17 protein-coding genes are annotated in these 15,559 nt (G+C 69.4%); 8 read left to right on the top strand and 9 right to left on the bottom strand.

Going from position 1 to position 15,559, the window contains the following annotated elements; all coding sequences use genetic code 11:
* On the top strand, positions 1-1,050 hold a 1,050-nt coding region (locus G6026_RS02545; RefSeq protein ID WP_182612174.1), incomplete at its 5' end, for an amidase.
* A gap of 140 nt (positions 1,051-1,190) precedes the next feature.
* Here G6026_RS02545 and G6026_RS02540 read toward each other — a convergent pair.
* Positions 1,191-1,679, bottom strand: coding sequence for a helix-turn-helix domain-containing protein (locus G6026_RS02540; protein WP_107756421.1), 489 nt, complete (start codon positions 1,677-1,679; stop codon positions 1,191-1,193).
* Positions 1,680-1,795: 116 nt separating this feature from the next.
* On the opposite strand from G6026_RS02540, the gene G6026_RS02535 reads away from it, so the two are divergent.
* Complete coding sequence (locus G6026_RS02535) at positions 1,796-2,572, top strand: thioesterase family protein (RefSeq protein ID WP_182612173.1); 777 nt, start codon at positions 1,796-1,798, stop codon at positions 2,570-2,572.
* Positions 2,573-3,016: 444 nt separating this feature from the next.
* On the opposite strand, the gene G6026_RS02530 is transcribed toward G6026_RS02535, so the two are convergent.
* Entirely contained in the window at positions 3,017-3,430 is a 414-nt protein-coding gene (locus G6026_RS02530) for an SRPBCC family protein (RefSeq protein WP_241726040.1), read from the bottom strand.
* A gap of 41 nt (positions 3,431-3,471) precedes the next feature.
* Positions 3,472-4,254: an alpha/beta fold hydrolase gene (locus tag G6026_RS02525; RefSeq protein WP_182612172.1), complete on the bottom strand. Its 783-nt coding sequence runs from the start codon at positions 4,252-4,254 to the stop codon at positions 3,472-3,474.
* Between the two features lie 117 nt (positions 4,255-4,371).
* On the opposite strand from G6026_RS02525, the gene G6026_RS02520 reads away from it, so the two are divergent.
* Positions 4,372-4,863: a DUF309 domain-containing protein gene (locus tag G6026_RS02520; protein WP_107756418.1), complete on the top strand. Its 492-nt coding sequence runs from the start codon at positions 4,372-4,374 to the stop codon at positions 4,861-4,863.
* A gap of 26 nt (positions 4,864-4,889) precedes the next feature.
* Here the strand turns inward: G6026_RS02520 and G6026_RS02515 are convergent, their stop codons facing one another.
* Positions 4,890-5,768, bottom strand: a complete 879-nt coding sequence (locus G6026_RS02515) for a potassium channel family protein (protein WP_107756417.1) — start codon at positions 5,766-5,768, stop codon at positions 4,890-4,892.
* Between the two features lie 284 nt (positions 5,769-6,052).
* Between G6026_RS02515 and G6026_RS17865 the strand changes: the two genes are divergently transcribed.
* Complete coding sequence (locus G6026_RS17865) at positions 6,053-7,006, top strand: GNAT family N-acetyltransferase (protein ID WP_107758079.1); 954 nt, start codon at positions 6,053-6,055, stop codon at positions 7,004-7,006.
* Here the strand turns inward: G6026_RS17865 and G6026_RS02505 are convergent.
* Positions 6,984-7,757, bottom strand: coding sequence for an acyl-CoA thioesterase domain-containing protein (locus tag G6026_RS02505; protein ID WP_182612171.1), 774 nt, complete (start codon positions 7,755-7,757; stop codon positions 6,984-6,986). The genes G6026_RS17865 and G6026_RS02505 overlap by 23 nt on opposite strands.
* 142 nt (positions 7,758-7,899) lie before the next feature.
* Here G6026_RS02505 and G6026_RS02500 point away from each other — a divergent pair, with 142 nt between their 5' ends.
* Positions 7,900-8,379, top strand: coding sequence for a MaoC family dehydratase (locus G6026_RS02500; protein WP_182612170.1), 480 nt, complete (start codon positions 7,900-7,902; stop codon positions 8,377-8,379).
* A gap of 28 nt (positions 8,380-8,407) precedes the next feature.
* Here G6026_RS02500 and G6026_RS02495 read toward each other — a convergent pair whose 3' ends face one another.
* Both G6026_RS02495 and G6026_RS02490 read right to left on the bottom strand, forming a co-directional pair.
* Positions 8,408-8,887: a nitroreductase family deazaflavin-dependent oxidoreductase gene (locus tag G6026_RS02495; protein ID WP_182612169.1), complete on the bottom strand. Its 480-nt coding sequence runs from the start codon at positions 8,885-8,887 to the stop codon at positions 8,408-8,410.
* A 9-nt stretch (positions 8,888-8,896) separates the two neighbouring features.
* Complete coding sequence (locus G6026_RS02490; protein ID WP_182612168.1) at positions 8,897-10,237, bottom strand: class I SAM-dependent methyltransferase; 1,341 nt, start codon at positions 10,235-10,237, stop codon at positions 8,897-8,899.
* Positions 10,238-10,462: 225 nt separating this feature from the next.
* Between G6026_RS02490 and G6026_RS02485 the strand changes: the two genes are divergently transcribed.
* Positions 10,463-11,887, top strand: coding sequence for an NAD(P)/FAD-dependent oxidoreductase (locus G6026_RS02485; protein WP_107756412.1), 1,425 nt, complete (start codon positions 10,463-10,465; stop codon positions 11,885-11,887).
* A gap of 53 nt (positions 11,888-11,940) precedes the next feature.
* On the opposite strand, the gene G6026_RS02480 is transcribed toward G6026_RS02485, so the two are convergent.
* Complete coding sequence (locus G6026_RS02480) at positions 11,941-12,357, bottom strand: PaaI family thioesterase (RefSeq protein ID WP_107756411.1); 417 nt, start codon at positions 12,355-12,357, stop codon at positions 11,941-11,943.
* A 91-nt stretch (positions 12,358-12,448) separates the two neighbouring features.
* Complete coding sequence (locus G6026_RS02475) at positions 12,449-13,213, bottom strand: hypothetical protein (RefSeq protein ID WP_107756410.1); 765 nt, start codon at positions 13,211-13,213, stop codon at positions 12,449-12,451.
* A 297-nt stretch (positions 13,214-13,510) separates the two neighbouring features.
* Between G6026_RS02475 and gndA the strand changes: the two genes are divergently transcribed.
* A complete protein-coding gene (gene gndA / locus G6026_RS02470) occupies positions 13,511-14,983 on the top strand; it encodes an NADP-dependent phosphogluconate dehydrogenase (protein WP_107756409.1) in 1,473 nt (490 codons plus the stop codon).
* 47 nt (positions 14,984-15,030) lie between these two features.
* The coding region (locus G6026_RS02465; protein WP_347238051.1) for a DEAD/DEAH box helicase at positions 15,031-15,559 on the top strand (529 nt) is incomplete at its 3' end.

Genomic DNA, 15,559 nt, shown 5'->3' with positions numbered 1-15,559 from the left:
TCCGCCGCTGTGGCGGCCGGTGTCGTTCCCGTGGCCGGGGCCAGCGATGGCGGTGGCTCCATCCGCATCCCGGCCGCGTGCTGCGGCCTCGTGGGGCTCAAGCCGGGCCGGGGCCTGGTGCCGATGGGGCCGATGATCGGCGAGGCGATGCACGGTGCGGCGACGCACGGCGTGATCTCGCGCTCCGTCCGCGATTCCGCGGCGATGCTGGATGTCCTGGCCGGTGGCGAGCCGAGCGGTCCCTACGTCCCCGGGATGCCCACCGAGGACTTCCTCTCGCAGGTCGGTAGGGAACCGGGTCGGCTGCGGATCGGCGTGTGCACCGCATCCTCGATCAACTCCGACCCCCATCCGGAGGCCTCGGCATCGGTCGAGGCGACCGCACGCACGCTCTCCGATCTGGGCCATGACGTCGAGATGCTCGACGAACAGCCGATCGACGACCTGGCGCTGGCGCGCGACTTCCTCACCACCTGGTTCGTGGTGCTGGCGTGGCAGGTCGACGACGTCAAGCGGCGCACCGGATGCCGGGACGGTGACTTCGAGTTGGACACGCAGATCATGGCGGCCCTGGGCCGAGCACACAGCAGCGTCGACTACGTCGGCACGGTGATGCGCCGACACGAGCACGTGCGGAGATTGTCCGCGTACTTCGAGGGGTACGACCTGCTGGTCACGCCCACGTTGGCAGACCTGCCCCCGCACGTCGGGGCACTGGACACACCACGACCCGCACACCGTGCTGCGACAGTGCTCCTCAGGACCCGGACGGCCGGCCTGCTGCGGTACTCGGGGCTCGTGGAGTCGATGATCAACAACAACCTCAATTGGATCCCGTACACCCAGCTGGCCAACCTCACCGGGCGACCGGCGATCTCGCTACCTCTGCACCGGACCGCTGAGGGCGTGCCGATGGGGGTGCAGTTCATCTCACCACTGGGAGGTGAATCCATGCTCCTGCGCCTCGCCGGACAACTCGAGCAGGCGGTGCCGTGGGATCACCTGCGGGCTCCGGATCTCGCGTCAGGCGGAGCCCCGACGAGTCTCTGAACATCAGAACCACTCTGGAATCCGGCGACCGCGCGGGCGGACCGTACCGAACACGGAGCCTCTGAGGCGAGGAGTCGGTGCGTCCCGCGAGACGGCACGTGCTGCAGACACCTGCCTGTCGACAAACCAGCGACGTTCGCTCAGGCGCCCTGAGCCGCTGGCACGATCACCGCATCACCCTCGGACCAGCCCGGGCCGTGCCGAAGCGTCAGGTCGCGACCGTACACACGTTCGCCACAGGCACCACACGCGAGATGCGCGTCGAGGACGTGGCCACACGACTCGTGAACCGCTTCGACCGGGGCACCGTTCGGGGCCGCCCAGCGGTCGCCCCACTGTCGAAGCATCTGGAGTGCCGGCCACAGGTCGCGCCCCTTGTCCGTCAGAACGTACTCATGGCGCAGCGGCCGATTCTGATAGGGCACCTGCTCCATCAAGCCATGCTCGACAAGAGTCTCGAGCCGTTGAGCCAAAACGTTGCGAGCGATCCCGAGACGGCCCTGGAACTGCTCGAAGCGCCGCACTCCCATCAAGGCATCACGGAGCACGAGCGGGGTCCACCAGTCTCCGATCACCTCGAGAGTCTGGGCGATCGAGCAGTTCATGTCGGCAAAGCTCGTGCGACGCATGCAGCGATACTAGTGCGTTGCATGAAAGAACGCACTTGCTGTACCCTCAGTTGCATGAAGCAACTGTCGGCCTGGCGGGCACTTTCGGGCCCACCCAGCACAGGGCAGGCCACAGGGTGAATCCCCCCGGCGACACCACCATCGCCGGCGCGCTAGGCGGCGACCGCTCTGACGTGCGGGCCCTTTTCGGCTTCGGGGGAGTGCACGGCGGACTGCTCGCCGCCGCCCTCCTGCGCGCCGCCCGCGGCCCCGGACCGTCGGATCGACTGCCGGTGGAGACGACGACGTACTTCCTGAGGCCCGTGCTCGCCATGCCCGACCTGGAGCGACTCGCAGTCCGGGAAGGAGGAAGGACTACGATCACCTCGGCGTCGGCCACCGTCGACGGCACCCTCGCCGCAACCTCAACAACGGTGTCGTCGACCGCACGGGAACCTTCCACACCCGTTGTGAGCACCGTCGCGCCGGATATCACGCCGCTCGACCTCACTGAACGATTCGTCATCCCGCCGGAGTTCGTGCCGATCTCCACCAAGATGGAGATCCGGCCTGCTACACCCGGTTTGCCGTACTCGGGCGCGACCGTTCCGGAACTGTGCGCCTGGATCCGCCTGACCGAATCGGTACACGACCCGTTCGAGCGCATCCTAATTCTCGCGGACGCGCTCGCACCGTCGTACGCCGCGATACTCACCGACCTCCGGATGGCACCCTCCGTGCGAATGACCGTGCGATTCACCCCGGCCGTTGCCAGACTGCCGTTCGACTGGGTGCTGGTGCGCGCCGCGACCGCTGAGGCCGGGACCGACGGCTGGCTCGGAGAACACGTGACGATCTGGGCGCCCGATGGAGAGTTGCTAGCAACGTCGACCCAACTGCGCGCCATCCGCTGAAGGGTGCTGTCCGTGAGTCGCGGACATCCTGGGGTGGGCCACACACTCGGGCCGCAATTCGTCACCCGTGACGTTTCACGGCGAGAAGAAGTACCCACTGGGGTCTGCAGTCCGAACCGGCCGAGGGGTTCAACGGTCGGTCGACAGACGGGAACAGCCCTCGCGCCGCCGGGCAACATCAACGCGACGCCCACCGAGGAACACAACGCCCACCGGGGACACGGTGGCGGCGTTGACAGACAGGTGCGCGGGGGTGGCGTGCGCCAGACTTCGGGCCGCTGACGGCGCAGGCAAGCCACCCGACGTACGCCGTGACCGGGGCGAAGCCAGCACTCCGCAGCCGTACGGTGTCCGTACTGGTCAGCTCATTCGCCGATAATCTACATTATGTAAAGCAAGCCGGCGGGGAAAGCCATGCCGAATCCACGCCCCCGCCGAGTGATCTCAGAGACCTCGTTCGAGTGAAATCCCCTCGATGCGCGGTAGCGCGAGAGCCAGCACCGGCAGGTATCCCGCCGCCCAGACCGGAGCCCCGAAACTCAGTACGCAGCCACCCGGCACCCGGATCACCTCGTGCCGCGTGGCGTCCACACCGGCCACCTTCCACGACCACCGCTGCCGTTCCACGAAATCGGTGATCTCGAAGCCCAGGGGCACCCCCGCCACGGTCGTGATCGTCCCCCGCGCACCTGCCGTCAGGGTGCCGCCGCCGTCGACCCGTGCCGCGGAGATGGTGGGCCCCCATCGTGGCCAGCTCTGCACATCGGTGATGACCGACCAGACGGTCTCCGGGTCCACGGTCATCCGCAGTTCGGCCGTCCACATGCCGTGACGAAACCCGGCGCGGACTCTGAGCATCGACCTGAGATCCTTCACCGATTGCAGGGGGCGCATCTCGGTCAGCTGGTCCCGTCGAGGATCAGGCGAATCGCCTCCTGAGGCGCATCCCATTGCGGGAAGTGCCCGCACCGGTCGAACCAGTGCAGGGTCGCATCGGGAAATGCACGGGCGGCCCTGTGGGCCTGGGCCGGGAGCGTCACCAGGTCTCGACGCCCCCACCCGATGGTGACCCGTCCCGGGACCGTTCCCGCGGGGGCTCCCCGCTGCTTCGGACCCTTCGTCAGCGCGTCCATCGCCGCGCCCGTCGCCGGCGCGTCGGCCAATCCGGCCACGTCGGGCAGGACCGTCTGCGCCGACAGAGCCCAGGGGCGCACGGAGAGTTGCGCCAGCAGGGCGGTGCGGCTCACCGGATTGCCCAGGAGTACCGGGAGCGCTCCCCGCACGGCACCGACCAGGGCGATCGACGGCCGCAGGGTGGCGCTGAACAACGCCAGCTCGCGGTCATTCCAGAAGCCGCCCGGATCCAACGCCACGGTGTCCCCACCGACGCCGCGCCGGGCGAGTTCGAGCACGATCCGTCCACCCATCGACTGCCCCGCGGTGGACACCCCGTCCAGACCCGACTCCTCGATGAACCGGGCGACCGAGTCGGCCAACGCGGCTATGGTGAGCTCGCCCTCCAGCGGTGGAGACTCGCCGAATCCCGGCAGGTCGAGAGCGATCACCTCGCGACTCGCCGCCAGCTCATCAATGACGGGCTGCCACGATCGCCACCCCGCGCCGAGGCCGTGTACGAGCAGCAACGGCCTGCCCTGTCCACGCCGGACATGATTCAAGGTCATGCGAGAAGCCTACGGAGTGTTCGGGAGGCGTGGTGTTCCCGGAACCACGACGACCACCGGAATCGATCGAGGACCCAGAGGTGGCAGGCCGGCCGCGACAGATGGGACGATGAGCCCATGCGCACTCCGGATGGCCTCGACCGTGACCGGGACGAGAACGGACGCGCGCGGAACGCTCGTCCCCGGGACGAACTCGGCCGGCCGCTGCCGCCCGGAAGCGTCGGGGTCGAGCGCATCCCCGAAGACCTGGATCTGCCGCCCGCCGACTCGCTGGCCTGGGCGCAGGAGCTCCTCGACCGCGGCCTCGCCTTCCACGCCCACGAGGTGCTGGAGGGCGCGTGGAAGAGCTCCCCCGCTGACGAGCGCGAGCTCTGGCGGGGACTGGCCCAGGTCGCGGTCGGCATCACCCACATCCAGCGTGGCAACACCCGCGGCGCCCGCGCGCTTCTCGAGCGGGCGGCCGCCAGCATCGGTAGCCAGGACGACCCGGCGCCCCACGGAATCGACGCGGCGGGACTGGTCGCCCACGCGCACGAGCTCATGGCCGAACTCAGCCGAGGCGCAGACCTCGCCCCCCACCAGCTGAGACCGCGTCTGAGGGCCCGCTGACGTCCCCGGTGGAGCCTCGTCGCCGTTCAGCTGCGGGCGGCTCGCCAATGATCTCCGGCGTACGCATCGAAGACCTCGCGGACGTCGGGATCCTGGCCCGCGTCGACGAAGTCCCCCAGGGACTCCGCGAGGCGGTCCAGCGAGGTCGACAATGCACGCGCCCCGACACGCGACTCCGGATCACCGGACTCCGTGGCGGCATCGCGCAGATCCACCGCATGAGCCACCTGACGGGACAGCGACTGGTGCGGATTGCCGTCCTGGAAGTAATAGGTCTCCGAGTGTTGTGACAGGTCCACGGTGACGGCGTTGATCTCCGCTGCGAGGTCCTCCGCCGCCCGGGCGATCGTGACCGGGGACAGTTCTCGAACCGCCTCCGCGTAACCGGCCTCCGCCAGGCCGTGGAGACGTAGGGCCAGCGCTCTCCGTCGTGTGAGCGGCGGGTAGACCTGCATGAACCATGTGAGGGATGCTGTCAGCAGAGCGAACCCGGTCAGCGCCTCCACCGGCGCCAGGACGCGGAGCACGGGGTCGGTGGCCACCACGTCGCCGAACCCCAGGGTGGCCAGTGTCACGAGGGAGATGTAGAGCGCCTCGGCGACGACCGGGTAGCGGCCGGCGTCGATGCCGGAGGAATAGTCGAACCCCTCAGGGACGCGCGGCAGATAGATCAGCGCCCATCCCACTGCCTGCAGCAGAACCCAGACCAGAACGGTGCCGACCATCCCGGCCGGACCCACCGTCGAACCCAGGCGGTGCCCACAGCGCCGCGACACCGCCCACATCGCGGAGAACACCATCGTGCTGAGCGTCGCTTCCCCGCGAGGATTCATCAGGGCGCGGAACACGTCTCTCAGTCCGATCGCGATGATCCCCGCGCCGATGACGGTCGCCGCGATCCCCATTGATCCTCTCCCGTCAGTTCACGCCGCGTCGTCGCCGCGCGCTGTGCTCGGACACTCTCCCCTTCTCATGACGGGGAGCCGATCGCGGATCGCAACCTCCCCACGGTGCCCCGATGGCTGCGATGGTGCTGCGCGTGGATTCCTCTCGCAACCGGAGGGCCCGGTCCGAGGGGGCGGTGGACGTGACGGGCGAGTCCACGCTCGACACCGGCGCAGGAGGACACACGTCCGACCTGTTGCCTGGATCCTGTGCGCGCGACCCCGCCGTGACCAACACTGTCGGTATGCGCACGAGACACGTCAGCACCGTGATCCACCGCTCCCCGGCGGAGGTCTACGTCGTCGCCTCGGATCACACGACACTCGCCTCCTGGGCGTCGGGCCTGGCCACCGCGGAGGCAGCCGTCGACGGTGACAGCCTGATAGTCGACTCCCCGATGGGGAGAGTGACCGTGCGGTTCGTCCCGAAGAACGACTTCGGAATCCTGGACCACGAGGTCACCCTCCCCGACGGGAACACGGTCTACAACCCGCTCCGCGTCGTGCCCCACCCGGACGGTGCGGAGGTGATCATGTCCGTCCGTCAGCTCACCGACGACGACGACGCGTTCGAGCATGACGCCGCCACCGTGGCGGCCGACCTCAACCGGCTCAAGGGACTCCTCGAGGCGGATCGCCCTCCGCTCCCCTCGTCCGCGCCTGGTCTGGCCCTGCCCGCGGACATCCGCGTGGCCGGGCCCTCGGACGCGGCGTCCCTGGGGCGGCTGCTCCACGCCTTCAACACCGAGTTCGACTGCCCCACCCCGAGCCCCGCCGAGGCGGCGGGGCGCTTCGAACGCCTCCTGGGACGTGAGGACGTCCTCGCCGTCGTCGCGCGACTCACCCACGGCCGCGAAGCCGGGACCGACGTGGGTTTCGCGTTCCTCACCCTTCGCCCGACCCCCTACTGGGACGGTCCCCTCGCGCAGCTCGAGGACCTCTACGTCCGTCCGGACCTCCGGGCGGCCGGTGTCGGAACCGCGATGCTGGACCGTTCGGTCTCCGAGGCCCGTCGGCGGGGGTGCGAGGAGATGCTCATCAACGTGGACGCTGACGACCTCGGTGCCCGCCGGTTCTATGAGCGTCACGGCTTCTCGGACGTCGATCCGGACACCGGATCCGGAATGCGGTGCTATCTGCGCGGACTGAGGGCCGTGGGCGGGTCGCCCGGTGAGGTCAGGTCACCGGTCTCACGGTGAGAGTCTGCGCGAGCGTGCCCATCGGCCCCGATTCGTCGTGCAGAACGCTCGCGGTGAGTCCGAGACCGCCCGGGCCGAAACCCACCCGGGTGTCGAACCCGACCCAGTCCCCGCGCGGTTCACGCAGGAGGTGGGCGGTGAGATCGATATTGGGGAACTGAACATCCGACGGATCGGCACGGATCGCCATTCCGTTGGCGATGTCGAACAGCGTGGCCGCCCCGGCCAGAGCGCCCACCGGCTCCCCTGCGACGAGCGGGACGCCGGTGCGCACCCAGTACCGGGCCCGTCCCGGCCCGACCGAGTCCCGGCGGACGTCCGCGGACGCCAGGTAGCCGCCCTGCCAGACCGAGGTGGGGTCCCACTGCTCCATGGCGGACGGCCCCGGGATCGGGTCGAACCCGGCGCCCTGGAGTCCCGTGGTGTCCCTCGGCTGCTGAAACCAGGCGCGCAGGCGGACCCCCACGCGATCCTCGAGACCATAGCTCGCCTCCACGAGCTCGATGGTGCGTCCCGGTCTGATCACCTGCACGTCCACCGCCACCGGGTCCATGGGCACGGTGCCGAGGATCTCGTAGGTCAACCGCGAGAGCACCATGGGGTCGTCCCGCCGACGCCGCAGGTCACGCTCCACCTCATGCACGAGCAGCCCGAATGACGGGCCGATATGCTGCACCGCCGGGTCCCATGCCCCGGTGGTGTGCGAGGTCGGGCGGAACCGCTGGCCGCCGAGTCGCTCGAAGTACGCCACGCCTGCCTCCCATCGGGTGAACTGTCATTAACTGATTACCACGCGAGGAGGAGTCCGGCCGCGAATCGGCGCCCGTCGTCACCCGCGTGCGGTTGACTCTCCACTGCACTCACGAGCCCGTTCCCGCGACCAGGAGTCCCACATGACCGCCGAGCAGTACGACACTTTTGACACACCTCTCCACGACAGGTACCTCGAGGACTACCGGGAAGGTGGGATCTACCGCTTCGGCGAGGAGTCGGTGGACGCCGAGGAGATCGTGGAGTTCGCCCGCAGGTACGACCCGCAGAGCATCCACACCGATCCCGAGGCGGCCGCAGACGGCCCCTTCGGCGGACTGATCGCGAGCGGTTGGCAGACGGCCGCACTCATGATGCGACTGTTCGCCGACAACTATCTCACCGCCGTCGCGAGCCTGGCCTCACCCGGGATCGACGAACTGCGCTGGGTCCGCCCCCTGCGTCCCGGCGACACGCTGACCCTGATCTGCGAGACGACCGGCGTCCGCCCCTCCAGGAGCAAGCCGGACCGGGGGGTGCTCACCACGGATGTGACGCTGGTCAATCAGGACGGCGATCCGGTCCTGACGGCGACGGCGCTCAACATGGTCGCCCGGCGATGACCGGGACCCCGATCCGAACCGGTGACGGTCAGAGCCGGGGGGTCAGGTGGAAGATCGGCAGCTGCCTGCTCGTGCGGGTGGCGTAGATCTCGTAGTTCGGCCACACCTTCACCGCGGCGTCCCAGGCCGAGGCCCGCTCGGCCTCCGACACCTCTCTCACGTCCACGATGAGCCTGGCGCCGTAGACCGATACGGCGACCTCCCCTTCCCTCGCCGCACGGAGGTTGTACACCCACGCCGGCGTCTTCTCGCCGCCCCAGTTGGAGCCGACGATCACCAGTCCGTTGCGCCACGACGCACACAGCAGTGGCGTATCCCGCACCTCTCCGGTCTTACGCCCCGGGACTTGCAGTGTGAGAGTGGGCAGTCCCGCCACCCGGAGGAGCGGGACACGCCCGCCGGACACCCTGTTCATCCACTTGTCGACCGTCACGACGAGATGGGAGTTCTCGCGCGTGGCGTCCTGACGTCCGAACCAGATCGCGACCGGGGTGAGGAAGTTGCTCATGAACGAACCCTAGGACCTCGGCGTCCCCTCCCGACGATTCAGGGTGGTTTCGGCCGTGGCGACCACCTGGACGGACTCGAGCCACCCCCGTCGCAACCCGGCCTCCAGCGCCGCGAGGTGGAACGCCCACATCCGGCGGTAGACGGCGTCGAATCCCAGAGCCGCCGCATCCCGCCCCCGGAGCGCGAACGTCTCGGACCACAACCTCACCGTCTCGGCATGGTGGGCCGTCGCCTCGATCCGACCGAGCAGGCGCAACCGCGGAGAGCGCTCCACGGCCGCGGCCAGTTCGGCCCAGGACACCACCGGGCCCGCGTCGGAGACGTACCGCGAACCCCATGCGGCGAGTTCGACGACCGCCGGCCTGGGGCGCTCCGCGGACACCACTCCCGCGATCGCGAGCCTGCCGCCACCCACCAACAGCCGCTCGGCCGTGTCCAGCACCTCCAGGTAACCGGCCACACCAGCGGTGACCCCGGGGTCGACCGCGACCACTGCGTCGACACCCCCCCGCGCGTCCGCCGGCCCCCCCAGGAAGAGGGTGATCTCGTCGCGGAGCCCCGCCGCGGCGAATCTCGATCCGAGCGCGGACAATCGCTCGGTCGAGGCGGTCATCGTCCGCACGTGCGCGCCACGCTCGGCGGCCCGCATCGGCAACTCACCCCACCCGGGCGTGACGACAAGGGCGCGGGAGCCGGCGCCGACCCCCGCCAGGGTGAGCAGGGTGTCGACTGATCGACGCTGGGCGTCGCCCAGGTCGTTGCGCCGGGGAGGCGATGCCGGGGCCTCGAGGTGGACCACGTCGGTTCCGTCGTCCAGCCGTACCCGGGTCCGCGCTCCGGAGGCGAACACCGCACCCGCCGTCGACATCGTCTCGTCGGTGTAGAGGGACGTGAGGGCACCGGGAACGGAATCCTCGAGCTCCACCACCACCGGTCCACCCCGCCTACGCCCCCCGCCGGGGGTCCCGCGACCGTCGCGCCCGAAAGCACGTTCACCCGGGTGGGCGCAGTCGGGGTTCCCGGCGATCCACGGCGCGAGGATCCCGATCACCGCGCCGAGGTCGGTGGTCGTCCACTCACCGGCCATGTACGACTCGCCCAGACCGAGGACACCGGCCGAGGCGAGCCGCGCCCAGAACGGCTCGGGATCCCGGAGGACCACCCGGGCCGGGGCGTCGTACTCCCCCGCCGCCGTCGAGTCCGGGTAGTCGATCCTCAGGCCGATTTCCCTGGTCGACCGCCTCAGCGCCTGCGCGACCTCCACCGCGGACTGACCGCCGGGTCCCGAGGGCGCCTCGAGTGCGGGCCAACGGTCCAGGTCGACGGTCTGCGGTTCGAGTCTGACCACCGGGTCCCTCCTCAGGGGTGTCGTCAGTGGGACGGTACCGCCGCACGTCGCCCTGGCGGGTCAGGCGCGACGGGGGGATCGTTCACCGCGGCGAGCCCGCCACGTGTGCACCGACGTGCGCATACCACTACCCTGAGGAGTCGTCCCCGCGCGCGACCCGCCGAGGACGCCGATCGGGGAGCCCCCGCGCTCACCGCGACAGCCTCACCTTCATCAGGAGCCGCCATGACCGAGCCCGCACACGACCAGGTCACCGCCACCGCACCGGCCGGACGCCGGCACCGCGTCGTCATCATCGGCTCCGGCTTCGGTGGGCTCTTCGCAGCCCAGCAGCTCAAGAAGGCCGATGTGGACGTCACCCTGGTCGCGAAGACCGGGCATCATCTCTTCCAGCCGCTTCTCTACCAGGTCGCGACCGGCATCCTGTCCGTGGGCGAGATCGCCCCGCCCACGCGGCTCATCCTGCGCGATCAGAAGAACGTCACCTGCATCCTCGGTGACGTCACCAGGATCGACGTCGCCTCGAAGACCGTCTTCGCCTCCGCAGGCCACATCAGATTCGACCTCGGGTACGACAGCCTGATCGTGGCCGCCGGGGCCAATCAGTCGTACTTCGGCAATGACCACTTCGAGCGGTGGGCGCCCGGCATGAAGACCGTGGACGACGCGCTCGAGCTGCGCAGTCGGATCCTCGGATGCTTCGAGCAGGCGGAGGTCACCGAGGACGAGGAGGAGCGCCGCCGCCTGTTGACGTTCATCATCGTGGGTGCGGGACCGACCGGTGTCGAGATGGCCGGGCAGGTCGCCGAGCTGGCCCAGCACACCCTGAAGAACACGTTCCGCCGTATCGACCCCGCCTCCGCCCGGGTGATCCTCCTGGACGCGGCCCCCGCCGTCCTCCCGCCGTTCGGCAACAAGCTCGGCAACGCGGCTCGCGCACGGCTGGAGAAGATGGGCGTCGAGATCCAGCTCAACGCCATGGTGACCGACGTCGACCAGCTCGGGATCGAGGTCAAGGATCCGGACGGTTCGGTCCGCAGGATCGACGCCACCTGCAAGATCTGGTCCGCCGGCGTCCAGGCCAGCACCCTCGGCAAGATGCTCGCCGACCAGACGGAGGCGGAGATCGATCGCGCGGGCCGCGTCCTGGTACAGAAGGATCTCTCGTTGCCCGGGCACCCCGAGATCTTCGTGGTCGGTGACATGATGAGTCTCGACAAGCTCCCCGGAGTCGCACAGGTCGCGATTCAGGGCGGCAAGTACGCCGCGAAGCAGATCGCGGCCGAGGTCGAGAAGGGCCGGTCCCCCGCCGAACGCCCGCCGTTCAAGTACTTCGACAAGGGTTCAATGGCCACCATCTCCCGCTACAGCGCGGTGGTGAAGATGGGAAGGCTGGAGATCTCCGGTTTCATCGCCTGGGTCATGTGGCTCGTGGTGCACCTCGCGTACCTCATCGGCTTCAAGAACCGCCTGACCACCATGTTGTCCTGGGGGATGAACATGGGCGGTGACCACCGCTCCCAGCTGACGTCCACCCAACAGTGGGTCTACGGCCGACAGGCGATCGAGCGGGTCGCGGCACACGAGAAGGCCCGGTCGGCGGAGGAGGACCGGGACCGGGCGGTGGAGACCACATCGATCAGTGAGTGACGCCACGCGCCCGGCGGCATCCTGCCGGGCGCGTGTCCGGGCTCCGGCGCCGCCTACTGGAGGTTCGCGAGCCGGACCTGACCCACGGCGGCGGTCCGGCCGTCGTCACCGGTGATCTCCACCCGCCACAGTTGCTGGGTGCGGCCGCGGTGCACGGGGGTGCCGGTGGCCGTGAGGGTGCCCTCGGTGACCGCCCGCAGGAAGTCGGTCGAGTTGTTGACCCCGACCACCTTGCCCTCGTTACCGAGCCACACGGCGCCCGCCACACTCGCGACCTCCTCGGCGATGGCGCAGTAGACGCCGCCGTGGACGATCCCGTAGGGCTGGAGCAGGTGCGGTCCGACCGCCACCGACACCACCACCCTGTCCGGGGTGATCTCGAGGTAGTCCATCCCGATCCCGCCACCGAAGCCCGCACCGGCCCCGGCCCGGATCATCGTGATGAACTCGTTGTCGACCGTCTCGGACATCGGACCTCTTTCTCCCGACCCGGGCGATCCGGGCGACTCAGGCACCGACGCTACCGCGCCTTCGCCCCCGTCGCGTGGAGTCGGAAGGGGCTCAGCGGACCGAGCGCCAGCCCCGGTCGCGAACGGGGATCGGTCCCGCCCCGGGCGTTCGCGGGAGCGCGCTGCGCTTGCGGACCGCGAGACCCGAGTCGTGGAGCGCCTGCAGGACGAACTGGCCGCGGCGGTACCCGGTCTCGGCACTCGAGTCGGCGAAGGTCGGAACGATGGTCGCGGCACCCAGCACGCACTCCCCGACCACCGACCAGAGGGTCTCGACGCTGCAGTTGCTCACACGGGCGAGGCCGTCGAACACCGGCCCCAGGGTCATCCGCGAACGACAGGCCAACCACTGCGCGAGCGCCTGTTCGCACGGCAGGACCACGGTCCCCGGACAACCCGCCTTCGGGTCGTCGCCCAGGACCCGCAACGTGGTGTCGCGGACACCCGCCCAGTCGAGTCCCCCCTCGATGTCGGTACGGACCGCGAGGTTCTCCGCTCCGGTGTCCCACACGCGGCCGATGGTGACGAAGCTCGCGACCGCGCGACCGATCACCCCGTGGGCGAACGCATCCGCGACCAGATAGGTCGAGAAGCGGATGTCCCCGGACTCCGCGAAGTAGTCGCGGAACATCGTCTCGACCCGCCCGCTGTCCACGGCTCGGTCCAGAGGAACCCACCGACGGCGGGACTGTGTACCGAGATCCGCGATCGAATAGAACTTCGGGTATCCCGGCCTGAAACCCGCGAGCACCTCGACTGTGTCGTCGAACACCGTGCACGAACCCACCGCCTGTGTGGGCAGCATGGAACTGGTCATGTCTGCTGCTTCCCCCTCGATGATCACTTCCCGTTCAGGGCCAACCACCCACCGGTGCCGGTCCGCGGCGCGTTTCCCCCCGTTCCGCGGGTAGACCGGTGTCCAGGCCCGGTAATAAGTGTTACAACAGGCCACCTCCTGTATCCAAGGTTTTTCTGTCCGCTGCGGGAATCAGTGCACTCAGTGCACCACTGATATGTCAGCAAGCAATCGGGGTCCAGCGCCCCCCCGGCAATGCCCCGATCTCTCATCGACGCAGGTCCATCGCTCGGCGGCCCGTGGACTAGTCTGGGACGCATGAGTACTGAGCGCGAGGATGCGCAGCCGACCTCAGACACCAACGGCACCGCCGACATCGGAGTCACCGGACTCGCCGTGATGGGCTCGAACATCGCCCGTAACTTCGCCCGCCACGGGTATACGGTCGCCGTCCACAACCGCTCCGCCGGGAAGACCGACGCCCTCCTCGAGGAGCACGGCGGAGACGGCGATTTCGTCCGCACCGAGACGATCCAGGAGTTCGCGGCCGCCCTGCGGTCCCCGCGGCGAGCGCTCGTGATGGTTCAGGCCGGTGGACCCACCGACGCGGTGATCGAGGCCCTCGCCGACGCGTTCGACGAGGGCGACATCATCATCGACGGCGGCAACTCCCTCTACACCGACACCATCCGCCGGGAGAAGGCGATGGCCGAGCGGGGGATCCGATTCATCGGCGCCGGGATCTCCGGCGGTGAGGAGGGCGCACTCGAGGGCCCGTCGATCATGCCGGGTGGACCGGCCTCGAGTTACGAGGTGGTCGGGCCGATGTTGGAGGACATCTCCGCGAAGGTGGACGGGACCCCGTGCTGCACCCACATCGGCGAGGACGGCTCCGGCCACTTCGTGAAGATGGTGCACAACGGGATCGAGTACTCGGACATGCAGCTCATCGGGGAGGCGTATCACCTCCTCCGCGGTGTGGCCGGCATCGAGCCGGCGGCCATGGCCGACGTGTTCCGCGAGTGGAACATCGGCGAGCTCGACTCCTACCTCATCGAGATCACCGCGGAGGTGCTGGCCCAGGTGGACGCCGAGACCGGGGCGCCGTTGGTCGACGTGATCGTCGACCGCGCGGGACAGAAGGGGACCGGCCGCTGGACGGTCAAGTCCGCTCTCGACCTGGGAGTGCCTGTGACAGGCATCGCGGAGGCGGTCTTCGCGCGCGCCCTGTCCAGTTCGGTTCCGCAGCGCGAGGCGGGCCGGGCCCTGCCTTCAGGTGCCGTGTCGAGCCCGCGCGAGACCGGCGCCGAGTTCATCGAGGACGTCCGACGGGCGCTGTATGCGTCGAAGGTCATCGCCTACGCCCAGGGTTTCGACCAGATCACCGCCGCCACCGCTGAGTACGGGTGGGATGTCGCGCGGGGCGATCTGGCCACGATCTGGCGCGGGGGGTGCATCATCCGCGCCACCTTCCTCGACCGCATCCGTGAGGCATACGCCGAGAACGCCGACCTCCCCACACTGCTGGCGGCCCCGTACTTCGCCGAGGCGCTCGCCGACTGCGTCGACAGCTGGCGGCGCGTCGTCACCACGGCGGTCTCCGCGGGGATCCCGGCGCCCGGATTCTCCGCCGCACTGGCCTACTACGACGGGCTCAGGACCGAGCGACTTCCCGCCGCACTCATCCAGGGTCAGCGCGACTTCTTCGGGGCCCACACCTACCTGCGGACCGACCGGGAGGGTAGCTTCCACACTCTGTGGAGCGGCGATCGTACGGAGGTGCGGGCCTGACCGGCTCGGCTCGGACAGATCTGGGCCGCCTTCTCGCCGAGTTCGGCGTGTCGGTCCCGCTCAGACACGCCGTCTCCACCGTCGTCGACGGTGCCGCGAGCGCCATCCAGGCCGTCGCGCTCGAGGACGCGGTGGCCGGCCGAGATCTCCTCGCGGTCGCTCCGACCGGCTCCGGCAAGACCCTGGTGTTCGCCGTCGCCGTGGCGCATCGTCTGGCCGGGGCCCCGAGCCTGCCCGGTCGCCCGCGTGCCGTCGTGGTCGCGCCGACCCGCGAGCTGGCGGTGCAGAACGCTGAGGTACTCGCCGAGGTCGGTGCGGGCGCGGGCCTCCGCGTGGCCACGTTCGTCGGCGGTCAGCCCCTGTCCAAGGATCGCCGGACCCTGGTGGCGCCGGTCGACATCGCGGTGGGAACCCCGGGTCGCCTCACCGATCTGATCCGGACCGGAGCCATTTCAGCCTCGGACGTCCGAGTCCTCGTCCTGGACGAGGCGGATCATCTGTTGGGGCAGTCCTTCGGCGAACAGACGGCGGTTCTGCTCGCGGACTGCGATGACGCGACCCTGTTGTCGACAACGG

The organism is Dietzia sp. DQ11-38-2, from assembly GCF_014145055.1.
GTDB lineage: Bacteria > Actinomycetota > Actinomycetes > Mycobacteriales > Mycobacteriaceae > Dietzia.
Note: the sequence above shows the minus strand (reverse complement) of the source record. Positions and strands in the feature narration are given on the sequence as shown.